Source organism: Pelagibaculum spongiae (assembly GCF_003097315.1).
Classification (GTDB): Bacteria; Pseudomonadota; Gammaproteobacteria; order Enterobacterales; family Pelagibaculaceae; genus Pelagibaculum; species Pelagibaculum spongiae.
In genome coordinates this window covers 36392-52734 of sequence record NZ_QDDL01000017.1, presented here as the reverse complement: position 1 = coordinate 52734, position 16343 = coordinate 36392, and the positions used below count along the sequence as shown (strand labels likewise).

At 42.3% G+C, this 16343-nt stretch carries 16 protein-coding genes; 1 reads left to right on the top strand and 15 read right to left on the bottom strand.

The genetic code is table 11. The features are described from left to right. Positions 1 to 23: 23 nt before the first annotated feature. From DC094_RS23030 to DC094_RS21630, 14 genes are all read right to left on the bottom strand, one after another. On the bottom strand, positions 24 to 743 hold the full coding sequence (locus DC094_RS23030; protein ID WP_422615597.1) for a DUF3570 domain-containing protein: 720 nt from the start codon (positions 741 to 743) through the stop codon (positions 24 to 26). 594 nt (positions 744 to 1337) lie between these two features. Further along, positions 1338 to 1859 carry a TlpA family protein disulfide reductase gene (locus DC094_RS21690; RefSeq protein WP_116689223.1) on the bottom strand — a complete coding sequence of 174 codons (522 nt, stop codon included), beginning with the start codon at positions 1857 to 1859 and terminating at the stop codon, positions 1338 to 1340. Between the two features lie 8 nt (positions 1860 to 1867). Further along, positions 1868 to 2458 (bottom strand): porin family protein, encoded by a 591-nt coding sequence (locus DC094_RS21685; RefSeq protein WP_116689222.1) that lies wholly within the window; start codon positions 2456 to 2458, stop codon positions 1868 to 1870. 20 nt (positions 2459 to 2478) lie between these two features. Beyond that, a complete protein-coding gene (locus DC094_RS21680) occupies positions 2479 to 3210 on the bottom strand; it encodes an SH3 domain-containing protein (RefSeq protein ID WP_116689221.1) in 732 nt (243 codons plus the stop codon). A gap of 73 nt (positions 3211 to 3283) precedes the next feature. Further along, positions 3284 to 4201 carry an AgmX/PglI C-terminal domain-containing protein gene (locus DC094_RS21675; RefSeq protein ID WP_116689220.1) on the bottom strand — a complete coding sequence of 306 codons (918 nt, stop codon included), beginning with the start codon at positions 4199 to 4201 and terminating at the stop codon, positions 3284 to 3286. Then, entirely contained in the window at positions 4198 to 4716 is a 519-nt protein-coding gene (locus DC094_RS21670) for an ExbD/TolR family protein (protein WP_116689219.1), read from the bottom strand. Before DC094_RS21670 ends, DC094_RS21675 begins: the two co-directional genes overlap by 4 nt. Then, complete coding sequence (locus tag DC094_RS21665; RefSeq protein WP_116689218.1) at positions 4713 to 5279, bottom strand: ExbD/TolR family protein; 567 nt, start codon at positions 5277 to 5279, stop codon at positions 4713 to 4715. Before DC094_RS21665 ends, DC094_RS21670 begins: the two co-directional genes overlap by 4 nt. Beyond that, positions 5279 to 5998, bottom strand: coding sequence for a MotA/TolQ/ExbB proton channel family protein (locus tag DC094_RS21660; protein ID WP_116689217.1), 720 nt, complete (start codon positions 5996 to 5998; stop codon positions 5279 to 5281). The genes DC094_RS21665 and DC094_RS21660 overlap by 1 nt, the downstream gene beginning before the upstream one ends. A 76-nt stretch (positions 5999 to 6074) precedes the next feature. Further along, positions 6075 to 6419: a hypothetical protein gene (locus DC094_RS21655; RefSeq protein WP_116689216.1), complete on the bottom strand. Its 345-nt coding sequence runs from the start codon at positions 6417 to 6419 to the stop codon at positions 6075 to 6077. After that, the gene (locus tag DC094_RS21650; protein WP_116689215.1) at positions 6416 to 7135 is read right to left on the bottom strand and encodes a tetratricopeptide repeat protein; all 720 of its coding nucleotides are present in this window, start codon (positions 7133 to 7135) and stop codon (positions 6416 to 6418) included. Before DC094_RS21650 ends, DC094_RS21655 begins: the two co-directional genes overlap by 4 nt. Beyond that, positions 7104 to 9941, bottom strand: coding sequence for a tetratricopeptide repeat protein (locus tag DC094_RS21645; RefSeq protein ID WP_116689214.1), 2838 nt, complete (start codon positions 9939 to 9941; stop codon positions 7104 to 7106). The genes DC094_RS21650 and DC094_RS21645 overlap by 32 nt, the downstream gene beginning before the upstream one ends. Then, on the bottom strand, positions 9938 to 11722 hold the full coding sequence (locus DC094_RS21640) for a tetratricopeptide repeat protein (RefSeq protein ID WP_116689213.1): 1785 nt from the start codon (positions 11720 to 11722) through the stop codon (positions 9938 to 9940). Before DC094_RS21640 ends, DC094_RS21645 begins: the two co-directional genes overlap by 4 nt. Continuing rightward, positions 11722 to 12297 (bottom strand): hypothetical protein, encoded by a 576-nt coding sequence (locus DC094_RS21635; RefSeq protein WP_116689212.1) that lies wholly within the window; start codon positions 12295 to 12297, stop codon positions 11722 to 11724. The genes DC094_RS21640 and DC094_RS21635 overlap by 1 nt, the downstream gene beginning before the upstream one ends. 9 nt (positions 12298 to 12306) lie before the next feature. Next, positions 12307 to 12936 (bottom strand): porin family protein, encoded by a 630-nt coding sequence (locus tag DC094_RS21630; RefSeq protein ID WP_116689211.1) that lies wholly within the window; start codon positions 12934 to 12936, stop codon positions 12307 to 12309. A 191-nt stretch (positions 12937 to 13127) separates the two neighbouring features. Here DC094_RS21630 and DC094_RS21625 point away from each other — a divergent pair, with 191 nt between their 5' ends. After that, on the top strand, positions 13128 to 14219 hold the full coding sequence (locus DC094_RS21625; RefSeq protein ID WP_116689210.1) for a cyclic nucleotide-binding domain-containing protein: 1092 nt from the start codon (positions 13128 to 13130) through the stop codon (positions 14217 to 14219). Here DC094_RS21625 and DC094_RS21620 read toward each other — a convergent pair. After that, positions 14192 to 16324, bottom strand: coding sequence for an adenylate/guanylate cyclase domain-containing protein (locus tag DC094_RS21620; protein ID WP_133245658.1), 2133 nt, complete (start codon positions 16322 to 16324; stop codon positions 14192 to 14194). The two genes, DC094_RS21625 and DC094_RS21620, sit on opposite strands and share 28 nt — an antisense overlap. Positions 16325 to 16343 lie beyond the last annotated feature (19 nt).

Genomic DNA, 16343 nt, shown 5'->3' with positions numbered 1-16343 from the left:
TATCACCTTTTAGAACTTGCCGCTTAATAGGCCAGATTGAAATAGATCTGGCCTGACGTATTTTCTATTTTAACCAACGTACACCGAGAAAGATCGCCACCTGCTCCCACAGAACATTGATCCGGATTGGTTAAATCTGAATGGTTTCGACGACGATAATCCACCGAAAAATTAACGCTAGCAACCGATTCAGACAACCAATTATCCAATATTGGCCAACTCAAAGTTACACCCAAAACATTTTCTTCAAAACTGCTATTTTCAGGATCTCGAGTAAGCTCAGGTACGCCTAATGGCGCATCATTATAATAAAAAGATGCTTTGTTCCGATTATGACTACGGACCCTTAAACTTAATCGGCCGTCAAAAAATGGCTGTTGATAATTGATCGCAAAGGTCAACCCTGTTCGCCCCCAGCTATCAGATAAATACTCAGTAGATAATTCTACCCAACGATCGCCGCCCAAATCGCGAGTCGCATCGAAGCTAATCTGATTTGAGGTTCGAGAATAAGGCAAGCGCTCTCCTGTAGGAGTGCCCAGCTGATAAGCCAAGACATAAGGATCGCCAACATAACCCCACGAGCGATTTAGGATATAACTTAAAGAAACCCGCCAATCTGGATTCATTTCTTGCTGCAATTGAAACCAGTACAAGTCTCTAAATTGTCGATTGGTGAAATCTACGTCTGGCCGGAATAAATCTAATTCATAATGTTTTAGACCATAACTAAAAGCGGTCATCTCACCATAAAATTGGTGGGCACCAAAAACACCAAAACCAGTCCCTTCAATTGGGTCGCTTTCGATATTTTCTAAATCCAACGTCCAGACCCCTACACCAGAACGGTAACTGGTTTTTAACTGTGCCGTGTTAACTGAATAATCAATCGCTAACGCGCGGGAGCTTAAGCTGACATCACCTCTTTTAATATCATCTTTTGCCAGATTCAATTGATAGGAAAAACTTTTAAAATGACCTTGAGCATCCAGTTGATAACCTGTGATATCCCAATCATCACCTTGGGAGGTATGACTGGAAATGCCAATTTGGTCTTTATTTTCAGAAGCTAAAGAAGCTGTACCAGCCAGCGCTAATGTCAGAGATAAAAATGAATAAGCAGCAAACGGTTTATTAAACAAAGACATTAAACGCACCCCACTGAAATCATCGTTCCAGAGCGGAGTTTCTCCGTTCGGCAACGTAATTTGAGTTCTTGAACTGCTTTGGAATTAATATCTTCAGCCTCTTGCCAAGATCGTTGCCAGGGCTTAATCCAAGGATCTGGCACTGGCTTTTCATTGATACTACAACCACCTAGCATAACAATTATTAAGCTAGGGAGTATCCAGCCAGCGATGAAGTTGTTGCTCATATTCCTTTACCTGTCGACGACTGAATCCTTGATAAATGGCTCTTACCACGCCATCACGATCAATAATTAAAGTGTATGGCAGTTGTGGCACCCGCAGCTTTTTCGATATTCTTGCTAAAGGATCTCGCAAGCTAACAAAATTAAAGTCTATATTGTCGATCGCCGCATGATATGCCGCGTCAGACTCATCTAAATTAATGCCTATCCAAGTAGGTTTATTTACCTGACCATCAAAGCGTTTAGATAGATCGGACATCGCATCAATTGATCGATCACAAGCGTCACACCAGCTAGCCCAAAAATGAAGAAAGACTACATCACCAAGCTTCGATTGAAGATTAAATGCCTCTCCTCGATACGGAAGAATAATTCCAGGCATGTTTTTCCCTTCATTTAATCCCCGACCTGGCGCTTCATTTACCGCTTGCGCAGAAAAACTCAGCGATGGTAAAAGAAGTAGAATACTAAAAAGTAATTTCTTCATTGCTCGCCCTAAAAAGAAATGCCCAAAGCCACAACTAACTGCATATTATTGCCGTATGAAGTTTCGCCAATCTTCTCAAATTTAAAAATATGATCTTTAATAGCCAATTCCAAACGATAACGGTCATAAGGAATTCGAATACCCCCACCAAGTACAAGCGTAGGGTAATACTCATCAGAAAAGTGAGTAATACCGGCACCAAACTGCCAAAACAAACCAGTGTTGATATAGGTATTTTTAGAAAATTGCCACTGCCCTTGTAAAAATGAATCAGAAAACATCAATTCAGACCAGACTAATGTTTGCTCTCCACCTTCCAGTATTAATGATGGCGCTGGCACTCCCTGACGATAATTTTCATCGGTTAGCGTGACAAAACCGGTAGTTAATTCAAGTTCAAGACTAGAATCGAGCCGATAACCCAGAGTGAACTGCGCACCCGCAGTACTATCAAAACCCACCGTGCGATAACCGGCATAGCCTGCAGATAAATGCCAGTTATATGCTGGAACATCTAACTGGTAACTTTCTGCCTTTACTGCCGTAGTAATAGTCACGGTCAACAAACTGACGAAAAGTAGACAAAGTCGCAGCATCATAGCGTTCTTCACCTTCATATTTAGAATTTATATTCGACTAAAAAAAACAAACCTTTTAGATTGTCTGCTTCATTTAATCTTGCTTTAAATAGGCTGTGATATTGCGCCCGTGCCACGATATTAAATCGATCACCTAAACGGTAGCCAATTGCTCCGGCGATACCGATATGGGGCCGGTGGGATGCGTCTATTGTATCGTCATCAAATGATCGATAATAACCGCCGCCTGAAAACTCTAAATAAGTTTTCCATGACTCAGTATCCAATGGGATAATCTGCAAACCGCCCTGATAAAGCACGGCACTACCGGTGTCTAAACCAATGCCTGCAACACTTCCATTTAAAGCTAAAAAGTCATTTAACCTACGAGTTAAACTCATCTGAATTGCAGGACTATCGGCTACTACACCACCACCAAAACCTAGCTGGTGTAAATCGGTAAACCAATTCTTAGGTAAAATGCTAGATAAAAGAGGTCCATCAGGTTCAGTTCTACAACCTAATAACTGCTGGTAAGAAATCCAGTAATGGCGCTTTTCCCTAGTTTCAACTTGAAACCAGTTGCCCTGTTGCCTAGTTAGATCAAGCCAGTCTCCTCTTTGAGCAACATCTATCCGCTCAAAATCTTCATCTGGCCCAGCAAATAAATTAATAAAGCTTTGATCAACCCAAATCTTGTTGACTTTTACTGTTTCAGCCTGCAAAACCGCGCACTGAAAAAGCAATAAAGCAGTCAGAAACAACTGTCGCATAAAAGCGCCCCTGAAAATTATTCTTGTTATTAGCTGCAGCCCTCTAGGTGCAAATTTAAAGGGCTGCAAACAGTCAGGTCGTAAATTCAATCGTGAAGGTGTTATCCCAAACGTCTACGTCTTTTTCGCCAAAATTGAATGAACGAACTCTGGCTAAGATTCTGCGCTCCATTGCCGAATCTTCTAACGAACTGGAAACCAACTCAACTTTGCTTACTGCCCCATCTGGTGCAATCACAATTCGAATAACCATTTGCCCAGCTAAGCCAGGATTTTTTCGTAGCGCACGATTATGGATCAGCTTGAGCTTTCCGTAATTACGGTTAATAACCAGACGAATTTCTTCGCGAGTTCGATTGGTCGCAATCTGATTACCTTCAGCAGTAATCTCATCCGCACCGCCAATGGTACTTTCTACTGCAGTCGCATCCAGTCCACCTAAAGCCTCACCGGCAACACTCGTACTGGCTCTGGCCACTTGAATACCACCGCTACCGGCAGCTGCATTTCTAGACAAGGTATTGCGAGCCACGGTTGTTGCCTTGCCGCCACCAGATTTCAGTTGCTTATTCGATGCTTTTTTCAAGCTTTTAAGTGCCTGATTATTTCTCAAGCTCGCCAAAGCATTTTGGACATTTTTTAAGCGCTTTTTAGCTACTTTTTTTGCCTTGTTAGGCTTCTTTACATCCGGCTTTTTAGGCTTGGGCTTTTCCGGCTCCGCTTTCTTTACCTCTGGCTCAGGTTTTTTCTTTTCAACCTTTGGCGGTGGAGGTGGCGGCGGCGGTTTTCTCACCACAAATTTGGCTAGCCGGGGTGGCAATTCTTCAATTCGTTCCAGATCTTCAACCGGAAGTGGAATACGAGGAATTAATAAACCCAATACAACAAAACCTAAAACCAATGGAATTAAAAATACTCGAAAGCGATTTTTTTCCGCCGTAGGCACATGCCATGGTAAAACCGGCATTGCATGAATTTTAGATAAACTCATGATGCCTCCTTTTTAAATGGCACTCGATTTACTGCAAGCGAAATCTGGCTATAACTTTGCTGAGAACAAGTATTCATGACCTTTCTGAGCAGCTGATAAGACAATCCTTTATCAGCAAGAATGGTTACTTTACGTCCATCCTTTGGCATTTCCTCTGTTGAATGCAATGCCTGCCAACGTTGAGTTTTCAACTGCAATGCTGCAGCCAAAGGCGCAATTTGATCACTATCTTGTTGCAGCAGGTTTTCTATACGTGCGACTAACTTGCCATCAATTAAAATCTCATCACGATTGACCTGAACCACTACATTTTCTTCAGGAATTTTTTCCGCATGTGACTTTGGCAGTTTAATTGTCTTACTACTGGGTAATTGATGTGCATTGGATGAATTTACCAAAAGGAAAAAAACCAAAATGGTAAAAATATCCATCAATGAAACCAGATTTAGCGCTACACCACGCTTATGCTTAGAACGAGAGCGACTCATCCGTTTAGCCCGACGAGACATTTTCATCCTGCATCTCCTTTAGGGGCCTGAGGTGCGTCACCGATCGATACCTCTGGAAATAAAGGCAGCAAAATTGTCACTGCATCTGCAGCAAGCTCTTGTTCCTTATTTGCAGATTCGTTTTCAGCTTCAGGGAACCGAACTCTCACTGCATCCATCGCCTGAACCAGTACGTCATACTCAACCTCTGGTTCAAAAAGCAATGTAATTTCTTCAGTATCATCTGGAGTATCGGCAAGGGCTTCTTTAATCGTCACCAGCTGTTTATTCAACTGATTAAAATCAAAGCCATCTTCTGTTTTTTTAATCGGCTCGCCATATGTAACACCGCTTCGATCAGCAACCTGAATGGTTTCTTTTCGAATCAGCAACTCAAGTTGTAATTTTGGTTTTGAATCTTCCAGCGCTTCACTCTGCCCTACAGGCAGATTTAGCTCGAGAATCGTGACCTGGGAAAAAACCGCTGTTAACAGCAAAAACGGAATTAACACCACCATTAAATTTAAAAAGGCAGTGATATTCAGTTCGGCGTCCCCCCGGTCTTTATGCCGGTGAAATCGAAGCGCCATTAGTTGCTCCCGTTACCTGCCTCCGTGGGACTTGCCGCAGGACGCTTGGCTTTTGCCGGTCCTTGTGACTGCGCTTGTGCTTTTTGCTGTGTCAATTTGTCTACTGACGGCAACATATTCACAAACTTCACCACGATCATTTCTAGACTGCTACCGATATCTTGCGCACGGCTTTGTAAATAGGCATAAAACAATAACAAAGGAATTGCTGCCATCAAACCAAATGCAGTGGTGTTCATCGCAGTCGAAATACTGGCCGATAATAAATTGGCTTTATCAGCAGGATCGGCATTGGCAACTGCGCTAAATGCTGCAATCAGACCAATGATGGTTCCCAACAAACCTAGCAGCGTTGCAATGTTTGCCAAGGTCGCAACATATTGAGTACGTTTTTCCAGTTGTGGAAGCACTTCCATCAGGCCTTCTTCCAAAGCCATCTCAACTTCTTCTAACCGAGTTGCAGTCTTTAATCGCTCAAGACCGTAATCTATGATGCGAGCAACTTCAGATTTACTTTCTTGGGATAAGCTGTGAGCTTGCTTCAGCTGCCCTTGTTGCATACGCGGCAAGACTTCCCGCCAGAATTTATCGTTGCGACTACGCAAAGTACCCAGACTAAATATCCGCTCTAGCGAAATTGCTAGGCCGAATACCAGCACCAGTCCGATTGGGTACATAAACGCACCGCCATCTTGAAAAAACGCGACTACCGTTTCCATCAACTACGTCCTCATATCTGCATCAAACTAAGGCTAGAGGCCCCACGGATAAACCGATGGGACTTCACCCCCGATTTTATTGTTTAGGTGTTATTTTTTTATGAATTTTTAGTGTTTGCAGGAAGTTATCCCGCTCCAGAGGCTTCCAATCGAGCGCTTTATTTGGACCAAACTGGACCTGCTGAAGGTTTGGATTCAATTCTTTCCAAGGCAATACAAATAATACCTGCGGTGCTTCTTGGTCAGCCTGAATTTGTACTCTTATGCCGCTATCGCCACTTTTAGCACTTTTTTGTTTTACTGGTGGCTGGGCTTTTTTGGCTATCGATGTTGGCTCAGCTACCTCTTTCACTGTTTCAGCTGAAACAACCAAAGGTGTCAACACCAACAACAGAGATAAGAGCAATCCATTTATGTTCACTGACTTACCTCCTGAGCTTTCACTCTTTGCAATCTTGCTTCTATGTCTTTAATCCACCCCGCAACCAGTGGGTCTGGCTCACTTAAAAGCTTCTGATGTTGGTTGTAATGTGACAAAGCTTTATCTATCTGGAATAAATACAGCTCATATAAGATGCCCAAGTTAAGCTGCGCTAACGGGTAACCCGGCGCTGCATCAATCGATGCCAGATAAAAAGTCTCAGCCTTGGCAAACTCACCTAATTTTCGATAAGCAATACCGATAGAGTTTAAAGAACTGTGATCCATCTCTGACTTGTTCGCTGCAACAACCAACCATTCTTTTGCCTGGTCGATATTTTTCTGCTGAATCGATAAAGCCGCTAAGCTTAATGGCGGCTGAGGATAGTCTGGCCACTCTGAGGCAATGGCTTTTAGTTTTTGTTTTGTTACATCCATTTGTTGGTTGGATATTATTGGTGCAATTTCATCCAGCTTCTTTTGTAATTCAGCGGGCAATATAATTGCTGGCACTTTAACTAAAACAATTTCTGCCGCAGCCTCTGAATTATCTGTAGCCGTCGTTTTACCCGGTGTTACCAGCGCTTCAGTCGGCTGTCCAGCACTGACTACCTCAGAAGATGATCCACTAGCATTCGGAATTTTAGTTGATGCGCAGGCCAATAAACTGGCAGCAAAAATCAGGCTAGAAGTGAGCCGGAAGCAAGAAGCCATCATGCTTTTCTCCTCTTTGATATCTTCCGGGTTGTAAATCACCTAATGCCAGATAACTTTTCTTTACCCACTGATCATAAACACCTTGAGATGCTCTTTGTGCATTGGTCAGATGCAACTCAATTGCCTGCTCTTCCAGCGGAAAAGCTTCATCTTCGAGCAATAAAACATATTCTTCTAAAGTATCTGCATCGAGATCTTTAGGACGCTCTGAATCCAAAAGGCCTTTACCTAACAGCCGGTATAACTCTGCAATTCGATACGTTGCTGCTGTTGCAAAATCAGCCACACCTAATTCGACAACATTGCCATATGCTTTCAGCGCTTTTTCCATCGCTTTTTGCTTGCGAGCTAGGCTTCTTTCCAAAGGCAGTTTTAATCTCAAAGATTCAAAACGATTAAATTGGGGTTCAGCTAATTCATATCCAGCCCATGCCGCTAACCATGCTGTACGATCGGTAGATAGAGACGCAGCTTTTTTATGTCCAACAGTAATTTTCTTTAGCCAGAAATTCCGTCGGTAATCATCTTTTTGTGCAGCATACAAATCAGCAAGGTACTTTCGCGCTTCCATATTAGGTGCAACTGGCGCAGGGAAGTCATAAACAAACCGTTTATACATATCAATTGCTAACTGAGTTTCATTTTGTTTTCTTGCTAATTCAGCAGCATGCCAGCGACTCTCCCTTGCCAATTGGCTACTGCCTTCACGCTTAGCAATTTTTCCTAGCACCTGAGCAGCGAGGGTAAGCTGGCCAGATTTTTCGTAGGCTAGCGCAAACTTCTCATTAATATTTTTGGTAAACTTATGACCATTAAATCGGCGATTAAATATTTTTAATTGCTCAATCGCTGACTGCCAACGTTCATTATTTAACAATAATGTGGCGGCATCATATTCAGCATTGACCAAAACACTCGACTTGGGATGCAGCTTACGAATTCTTAAATAGTCTTCAACCGCCAAATCTATTTCATTTGCCTGTGCATGGATTTCTGCTTGCTTGAATACCGCAGAGGTCAATTGATTTTGATAGTTTATATATTGTTTATTACGACGCGGCGTCAGCTCTAACAATTGTAAATAGCCAACTTCAGCTGCTAGGTAATCTTGGTTATCCAGCGCTGCCTGAGCGACTAGCTTCCAAGCTGGCTGCAATGACTCTTTATCTGTTGGCTTAGCAAGCTTAATCACTCGCTTGGAGGTTTTAATAGCCAAATCCCAATTGTTTTCAGCAGCCTGATCTTGGGCAACTTTCAATAGCACTGGCACTACACGCTTATCCGAAGCAAAAGTATCAGCAAATTTAAGCGCATAAAAGGTTTCTTGCTCTAGAGAAAAATGCCTTTCCTCTTCAGTTTGTTGCTTTGCTTTAACACCTATCTGCGCTTGATAAGCAACCAAAACTGCGTAGGCAGATTCTGCCGATTTTTCATCGGTAGGATAATCATATGCACTGACAGCAAAAGCTTCTGCAGCTTTTAAATACTGCCCAGACTCCATATAAACTTCTGCTAACTGATAATTTTTTTGTGCATTACCACCAGAGGTTTCTAAATACTGGAGATAGTATGCGGCTGCTTTATCTCTAAATAGCGGATCACTTTTCTCACGTGCTGCGGCATGATAATGCTCAGCTAGCTGAATTAGTTCTGGGGTTAATAATGCCGCCAGTTCTTTTTTCTTTTCTAATGGCCGTTTGAGCCAAAACTGGCTACCTGGGCCAAACTCTAAAGCTAATTGCTCTTTTGCTGGCAATAATTGACTCGGAAAACCGCCGTTTTTGAAAGCCTCAATAACTTGAAGCTGCATTTTCAATGCTTCTGATGTGCCCGGATGACGTTTGGAGTAGCCTCTAAAAACATCTGCAGCATCTAAGTATCTGCGCCCTTCAAGATAGAAATTGCCCAAATTATTAAACAGCTGGAATTCATAAGGACGAATACCCTTTTGCTCTAATAAAGCAATAACCGATTCATTACCGTCCTGGTAACTAAATGTCAGAGATAACAAGTAAAAAATATCTTGCCTTAAACTAACAGCAGTATCATCGCTGAGATTTTCGTCTTTCCATAGCTCAGTAACATCTAATAATTCAAGCAACTGCTCAGTAGACTTCTGATATTCATTGTTTTTGTATAGGCTCCAAGCATATTTATAACTAGCTCGCCGCCAGAAATCACTACCTTGCTTAGTATTTGAAACGACTTCCAGATATGCTTTTTCTGCATCAATGAATTGGCTTAACGAAAACTGCAACTCTCCAATTCGAAACCATTGCTCGTTAAGATGTTTACTGCTTGGAAAGCGAGCAACACTCAGCTGAAGAACTTCCAATTGATCTTCTAGCTTACCTTGCAAATCTAAGACATGGGCAAGCTGGTAATAGAGGCGATCTAACTCGTAATAATCAGGATGATCTTCAATCACTTTACTAATCTGCTCTTGAGCAAACTCAAAAGTAAAGGGTGCTAACGCTTCAGCCAAAGGATCGGTAGCTTCAATCAGCTCTCCAGCAATCAAATACCAATTAGCTTCTGCTGCATCCAATGCCAATAAAGCACTTCGCACTTGTATTCTGGCTAAAAGCTCTGGTTTTTTAGTTATTTTTGATAACTTTTGATAGCGCTCTAATGCAGCCAATACATTATTGACCTGCTGCCTTTCAGCAACAATATCTGATTCTATTGAGTTAGATTCAGCCGAAATTATTTGTGCTTCAGTATTTTTTTTAGGCAAGTCAGTTTGTGCTTGAGCGTTAATAGCAACGCCAAGACATGTTAATAAAATCAACATCGATTTTTTCATAAACTAGCCCCCTGGCGGCGACTAATGCTTTGATCATAAAGCCTGGCTGTTCCATCTAGAGCAACTTCCAGCAAGTTATTTAACAATGTTCTTCTTTGTACAATTTGCTGTTGCATGTGATCTTGCAGCTGATTCTTAATTCGATCTTCAACACCATTTTTAAATGCCAATATGGCATTCAATCGCGCTGAAGCTTGAGTGAGTAATTGACGGGACTGATTCAGCTGAGTGGGAAGTCCATCAGCTAAAGCTTGTAATTCTTGAACTTGTTGCTGCAAATCTTTAACCAACACTTTAGTTTGCATCACTTGCTTGTCTAAGCGACGTAAATTTGAGTAGTAATCCTGCTCAACCTGCCATAACAAACGCCCCTTCAAGAATCTAGCTCTTTGTTGCTCTGATTTAACATCACCAAGGGAACGCTGCAGCTTTGAGCTAATCGTTTCAAGTTGTATTAGTTGTTGTTGCTGTTGATTGTCAGCAACCAGAGTTGATGCTAATTCACCGCCCTGACTTGCCAATATTTTCTTGCCTTCAATTTCTTTCAAGCGTTGCATAAGCAGGGACTTTCGCTCCATTAACAATGGAGAAATTTGCTGGTAACGCTGCTGTTTTTTGATTCGGAAATCCAGCTGAAAGATAGCTTGACTCAATTTTGGCTGCCAAACATCTAAACCATCACCCAGAAAATTAAGCTGCTGGTAATTTGCTAGCAAATCCTGAAAGTTATTATTTTCTAGCAATGCAATAAAATAACCTGGATAAATTAATCCCTCAGCACCGTTTTCAACCAATTGAGCAATCCACTGCTGCTGATCCAATTCCAATTCAATCTGTTTCAGCCGAATCAATTCATCATTAAAATCCAGCAAAGCCTGCTCATAAAAATCGATAGCTTGGGTTGGTTTGCTAGCCTCTAACAAATAAGGCAAAGCTATTTTTGACTCTAAAGTAACCACATTAGATAAATTTCCTCGAGACAGTTTTTTCCAAGCTAAAACAGATTGCTGCTGACGGCCTGCTTTTGCTTCACTCCAACCAATACCTAACAGCGCCCGGGTACGATCTGGAGATGTTTCAGAGACTTGTTCAAAATAACGTTTCGCTTCAGCGTAATTTTCTTGCGACAAAAAAAACTGCCCGAGCATTAAGCTAGCTCTTGAGCTAACAGCAATTTGCTCATAATTTTGATTCTTTTGACGCGTCAACTCGATTAAACGGTTTAATTCTTGCTGCTGTCCTGTCTCTGAGCCCAATAAGAAACGCTGGATTTGTAAATAAGGATATTGCGAATGTTGCTTTGACAATTTTGAAATTGATTGATCCAAAAGAACAATATTGCTCTGTAATTTAGCCAGTTCAGCCTGATATAACCAGAACAATTCCTGCTCATCTTCAGTTAGCTTTTTGACATCTATTCGTTGCAAAGCATCTGCTAGCAATTGAGTTCGAGATGCCTTGGCCAATTGACCTGACAAGGTTAACCAAGCTTGAGCGGAAACATCATTAGTGGATTGTCGCGCTTTCTCAAATAAAGGCTGTGCTCTTTCAAACAAACCTAGCTCCAAGAACAGCCCTCCTAAAAGAAGGTCACTTTGAGCTTGATACAATTCAAGATCTTGATTTCTTTCTGCTAGCAAAAGCCGGTTTAATACTGACTGTTTTTCATCTTGCAGATGATAAAACACCACCTCTCCCCAACCAGGATTCTCAAATCTTGGCTGCTCTTGCGCGTTAGCGAGAGGCGTTAATAGCAAAAGAGATAAAAGCAGTTGTTTCACTACTGCTTCTCCGGAGAGTGATCGATGATACTTAACTGGCCGCCCTGTTGAACATCTTGTAAAGAAAACTCAAGGGAAACTACTTGACCTTCTTTATTAAATACATGACTAACAGCTCGTCTTAATTCTCGTTTTTGGTGTTGCCCAACCAGCAAAACACGAAGCTCATGCTTACCTTGGGAAACATTACCAGTAAAGACTGGATGAACTGCGCCTCGAGTTAATGCCGCCTGCTGTCTTTCAGTGTAAAGATGGTGAGCTATTTCTTGATCATCTAGATAAATAGTCATCGCATCAGGCATTAAGCTTTGGCCTAAATCCATCGAGAAAAACACGTCAAGGCGTGATGATGGCGGTATTAGAATCTGCTGTTCCAATTCAAGTAAATCAGCACGTAAATTGACTAGCTCATCTTTGAGAACTGATATATCTCGGTTTAAATCCTGCGATGGCAAAAGCACTATTTCACTTACAATTCCAACAGGTTGATCGATTGTCGACAACACATTTTCTTGAGCCTGAGCTGAAAATGCTGATAAACAAAATGCCAACGCTAAAGTAAAAGCTGTTTTCACTGGGTTCTCCTAAAACAGAATTCCAACACTCAATCCAATCATCAATGCATGCTCAGTTGATTCCTGCCCAAGCATAGTTCGTTGAAACAATTGATCCGTTAAATTTATTCGAAGCGCGGCACCATCAGCACGAGTTACCCGAAGACCACCACCCCAACTAACAACGCCTCCGGTTTCACCTAGAAACCGGTTTTCTCCAACAGAAGACACTAGATAGAAGTCAACCAGCATGGGTTCACCGACCCAATGCCGACGCCAGCTTCCAAATGGATAGCAGCCAAAGCCGATTTCAGCAGTTGAGTAACCACCTGATGAATCAATTTCTTGAGCAGCAATGCGCGTATTTGTGCTTGAACTAGTTGCAGAATAGTTTGCTGCGCCCATTACAAAGCAACGACTATTAGGGAGGTTTTGAATAAGATTGAAGCTGGCGCCAGGCTGGGGCTTGAAACCATCAGGTTGCACCAGCGTAATACCGAAATAGAGTTCAGTTGTCGCACTCTCGACTTGTGGCAATTCCAGCTCGATCCTGACCGGAAGCTCTGGTTCAGCCGCAGTCAGGCCTGGCGAAACCAGCCAAAGCGATAGGCAAACAATCTGCAATAGGATATGAGGCAATTTATTTTTATATTTTTTCACGATCTTTAGGCTTAGGCCGGATCTTTTTATTCTTTGACTAGAAGGCTAACACGGCATTTAGAGATCGCCTACTGTCACTGCAAATTCCAAACAGTCGATAACAGCTAATTTGTGAAGCTTCGCACTCAACGACTATTTTCGCTCACCTACACTGTGCCTTAACTATTTTCATTTTTAAAAGTTAAAAACTAATGATTGAGCAATCAGTTAGCAGGAAAAGCATTTCCAGAATTACTATAGAGCAGTTAGAAAAATTGCACCCTATGTCAACCATGGATCCTGCAGCGCTAAGACAATTGTTAGCAATTGCAGAATTGCACAAGACAAATGAAAAAAGCCTCTTGTTTCGAAAAGGATCAGACAACCGCTCTATTATGTTTCTTATTGAAGGTGAGTTAGCGCTTATTGACGATAAAAAGAATGTGAAAAAAATTCAGGCGAACACTCCCAATGCCGCCGTTTCAATCGATGACGCTTACCCCCATCAATATTCTGCAATGTCACTTAGTAAAGTTCGTTACATACTGATCAATCGAAAAGAATTCGATCGAATCGCTAGTAGTGATGCCTCATCGACCAAGCCGTATATTGTTCAAGAGCTAAATAATAAACCAGCTCATTCTGGAGCTGATTGGATGACCACTCTACTTCATTCCAAACTCTACGAAAAAATTCCACCGAGTAATATCCAGACACTTTTCATGTCACTAGAAAGCCGTACCGTAACAAAAGGTGAGGTAATTATTAACGAAGGTGATCAAGCCGATTATTACTTCATCATTGCTAAAGGTGAAGCTGAAATAAAGAGAAAACTGCCAAAATCAGAGCGTTTAGTCAGAGTCGGTAAGGTCGGCATTGGCAAGAGCTTTGGTGAAGAAGGATTGCTCTCTGATGCACCAAGGAATGCTACCGTTGTTATGCTAACTGATGGTGTATTAAAGATTCTTTCAAAAAAAGAATTCAAACGCCTGCTTCAACAAGCCATCATAAAAAACGTCGATTTTAACCATGCTAAAGAGATTATCACTAGCGGTGGGCAATGGCTCGATGTTCGCCTAGAGTCTGAACACGCGAACACCCCGCTCTCTCCTTGTATAAATATCCCTCTCTACCGTTTGCGCGAGAGTACATCACTACTCGATAAAAACACTCAGTATGTCATTATCTGCGACACCGGAAAGCGAAGTCACTCCGCGTTATTCCTATTATCTGAGCTTGGTTACAATGCAGTAATGCTAGAAAAAGGAATCAATCATTACCCATCCCAATTTTCTACTTCCTGAAACACGCCATCCCACTCGCTATCAATCGGATGACGCTCTAACCAATCCAACCTTCTTCTATACAGACCGACTAAAGGTTGCTCAGATTCAAGAATGGCAAACATTCTTGATGCTGCATTGAAGCGCCCCTGGAAATAAGTTTCTTGGGCATCGTGAAATTTCACTAACCTGCCAACCTCTTCACCTATAGGATTTTGCGAAATCGGCTGATAAATAAACTCCGGTTTTTGCCGTCCCCTCACCCGGACACAATCTAATCGTCGGCATAGCCATTCACTTGGCAATAGCTGCTGCGTGTTTTCTCCAACGATTAGCTCTACTGAATAATTTCTAGTCAATGATTCCAATCGACTTGCCAAATTCACATTGTCGCCCAGCACGGTATAAGCACGGCGATAACGAGACCCCATATCACCAACACTCATATAACCGCTATTGACTCCTATTCCTAGACGAATCACTGGCAAGTTTTCTCTGGCAAATGACTCACTTAGCGATGCTGCTTTTTCGATCATCTCTAACGCTGCCTTCACCGCATTTTCTGCATGCATAGGATCTTCTGTTGGCGCGCCCCAAAAGGCCATAATCATATCGCCAACATATTTATCTACCGTGCCACCATGATTGAAAATCACTTCAGTCATCGGGGTAAAGAAACGGTTTAATAATTGCTGCAACTCTCTGGGAGACAACATTTCTGATATTTTAGTGAAGCCTTGAATATCCGCGAATAGCACTGTCATTTCACGATTCTGAGAAATCTGAAATTCTGTACTCGAAGGCCCTTCCATTGAACTAACCAATGCTTCAGGCACATATTGACCAAACGTGTCTTTTAACTGAACTAGCTGACGCCTTTCAAACAAGAAACCCCAGCCAAGATTAATTAGCATTAGGCCGATTACAATCACCAAAAGTGGCGACCAATTCAGTAAAATCCCCAAGCTGCTCCATAGCCAACCACTCACTGTCCAAAACCACAGCAGCAATCCAGAGACAGTTAACAGTTGCCACAGCGGGCCAAACCTTGGAAGCAGCAGCATTAATAAACCAGCAACGCTGATCAACAGCATCCAGCCAATAATCGGTTCCCAGACAGGTTGATAGTTATGGTGCTGGTTAAGCAGCAAATCGCCAATGAGCATCGCTTGAATATCACCAGCACTTAACCGCCCACCAAATGGAACCGAGAGTGATTGCCCCGGTGCACCCGGAGGCTCGATTACAACCAACTTGCCACGAAAGATGCGTTTAATATTTTCATCAATCATTCCAAGCCGAGGCCATGAAATTCGGTTGTATGGAATTGAAAAATCGATCATCAGATCTGATGCAACACCAGTATTTAAGCGCTTTTGGTCAAACTGTAATGAAATACCAAAGCTTTCATCGATCAGCTGCGGTGTTGCCCCCAAATAATTAGCCGCAGCGATTAACCCCAGCGAGGGATAAACCTCTCCTTGATAATTTACAAACAGATGGGCTCGGCGAATTACGCCGTCTAGGTCGGGAATCACATTATAAAAACCAGCTGATTGATTTTGCCCTTGTAGACCAAAAATACCGCTGGCTATCGGCAACTGATTAAAATTCTGATTGACTGAAGAAAAAGGCTGGGGCAATTGTTGCTGTGCTTGTTGCTTGCGGTCAAAGAAGAATCCGTAACCTTTAATTGGCTTTAGTCCACTTTCTTCCTGCACTTCAACCATCGACAAATAAGGCGCTAAAAGATCTAATGTACCGGGAGGTAAATTGGGAAATCTTTGCGCTAACCAATCTTGAGGCGATAAACCATCATCGGCGATTGATGGCAACACCACCACCAGTTTGGCCCCTGCTTGATAACTAGCATCGACGATTGCATCTATTTCATTTTCAATTGCCAGCTGCCCCGGATTTGCTTTGATCAAAACCACTGGACTGCCCAATTGCTGGCTGTTGCCCAAACTCAGGTTTTGCTGCACATAGCGTAAATCATAAAAAACCAAATCCAAACGGTCGAGCAATCTTGCCAATATACCTTGTGGATACACTAACGGCGAAAGCATCGCCAATAGAAAAACAAAGCTGATTAAATAAGGGGGTAGAGAATTAAATTTGCGCAATCGATCTGAAGTCCATTTA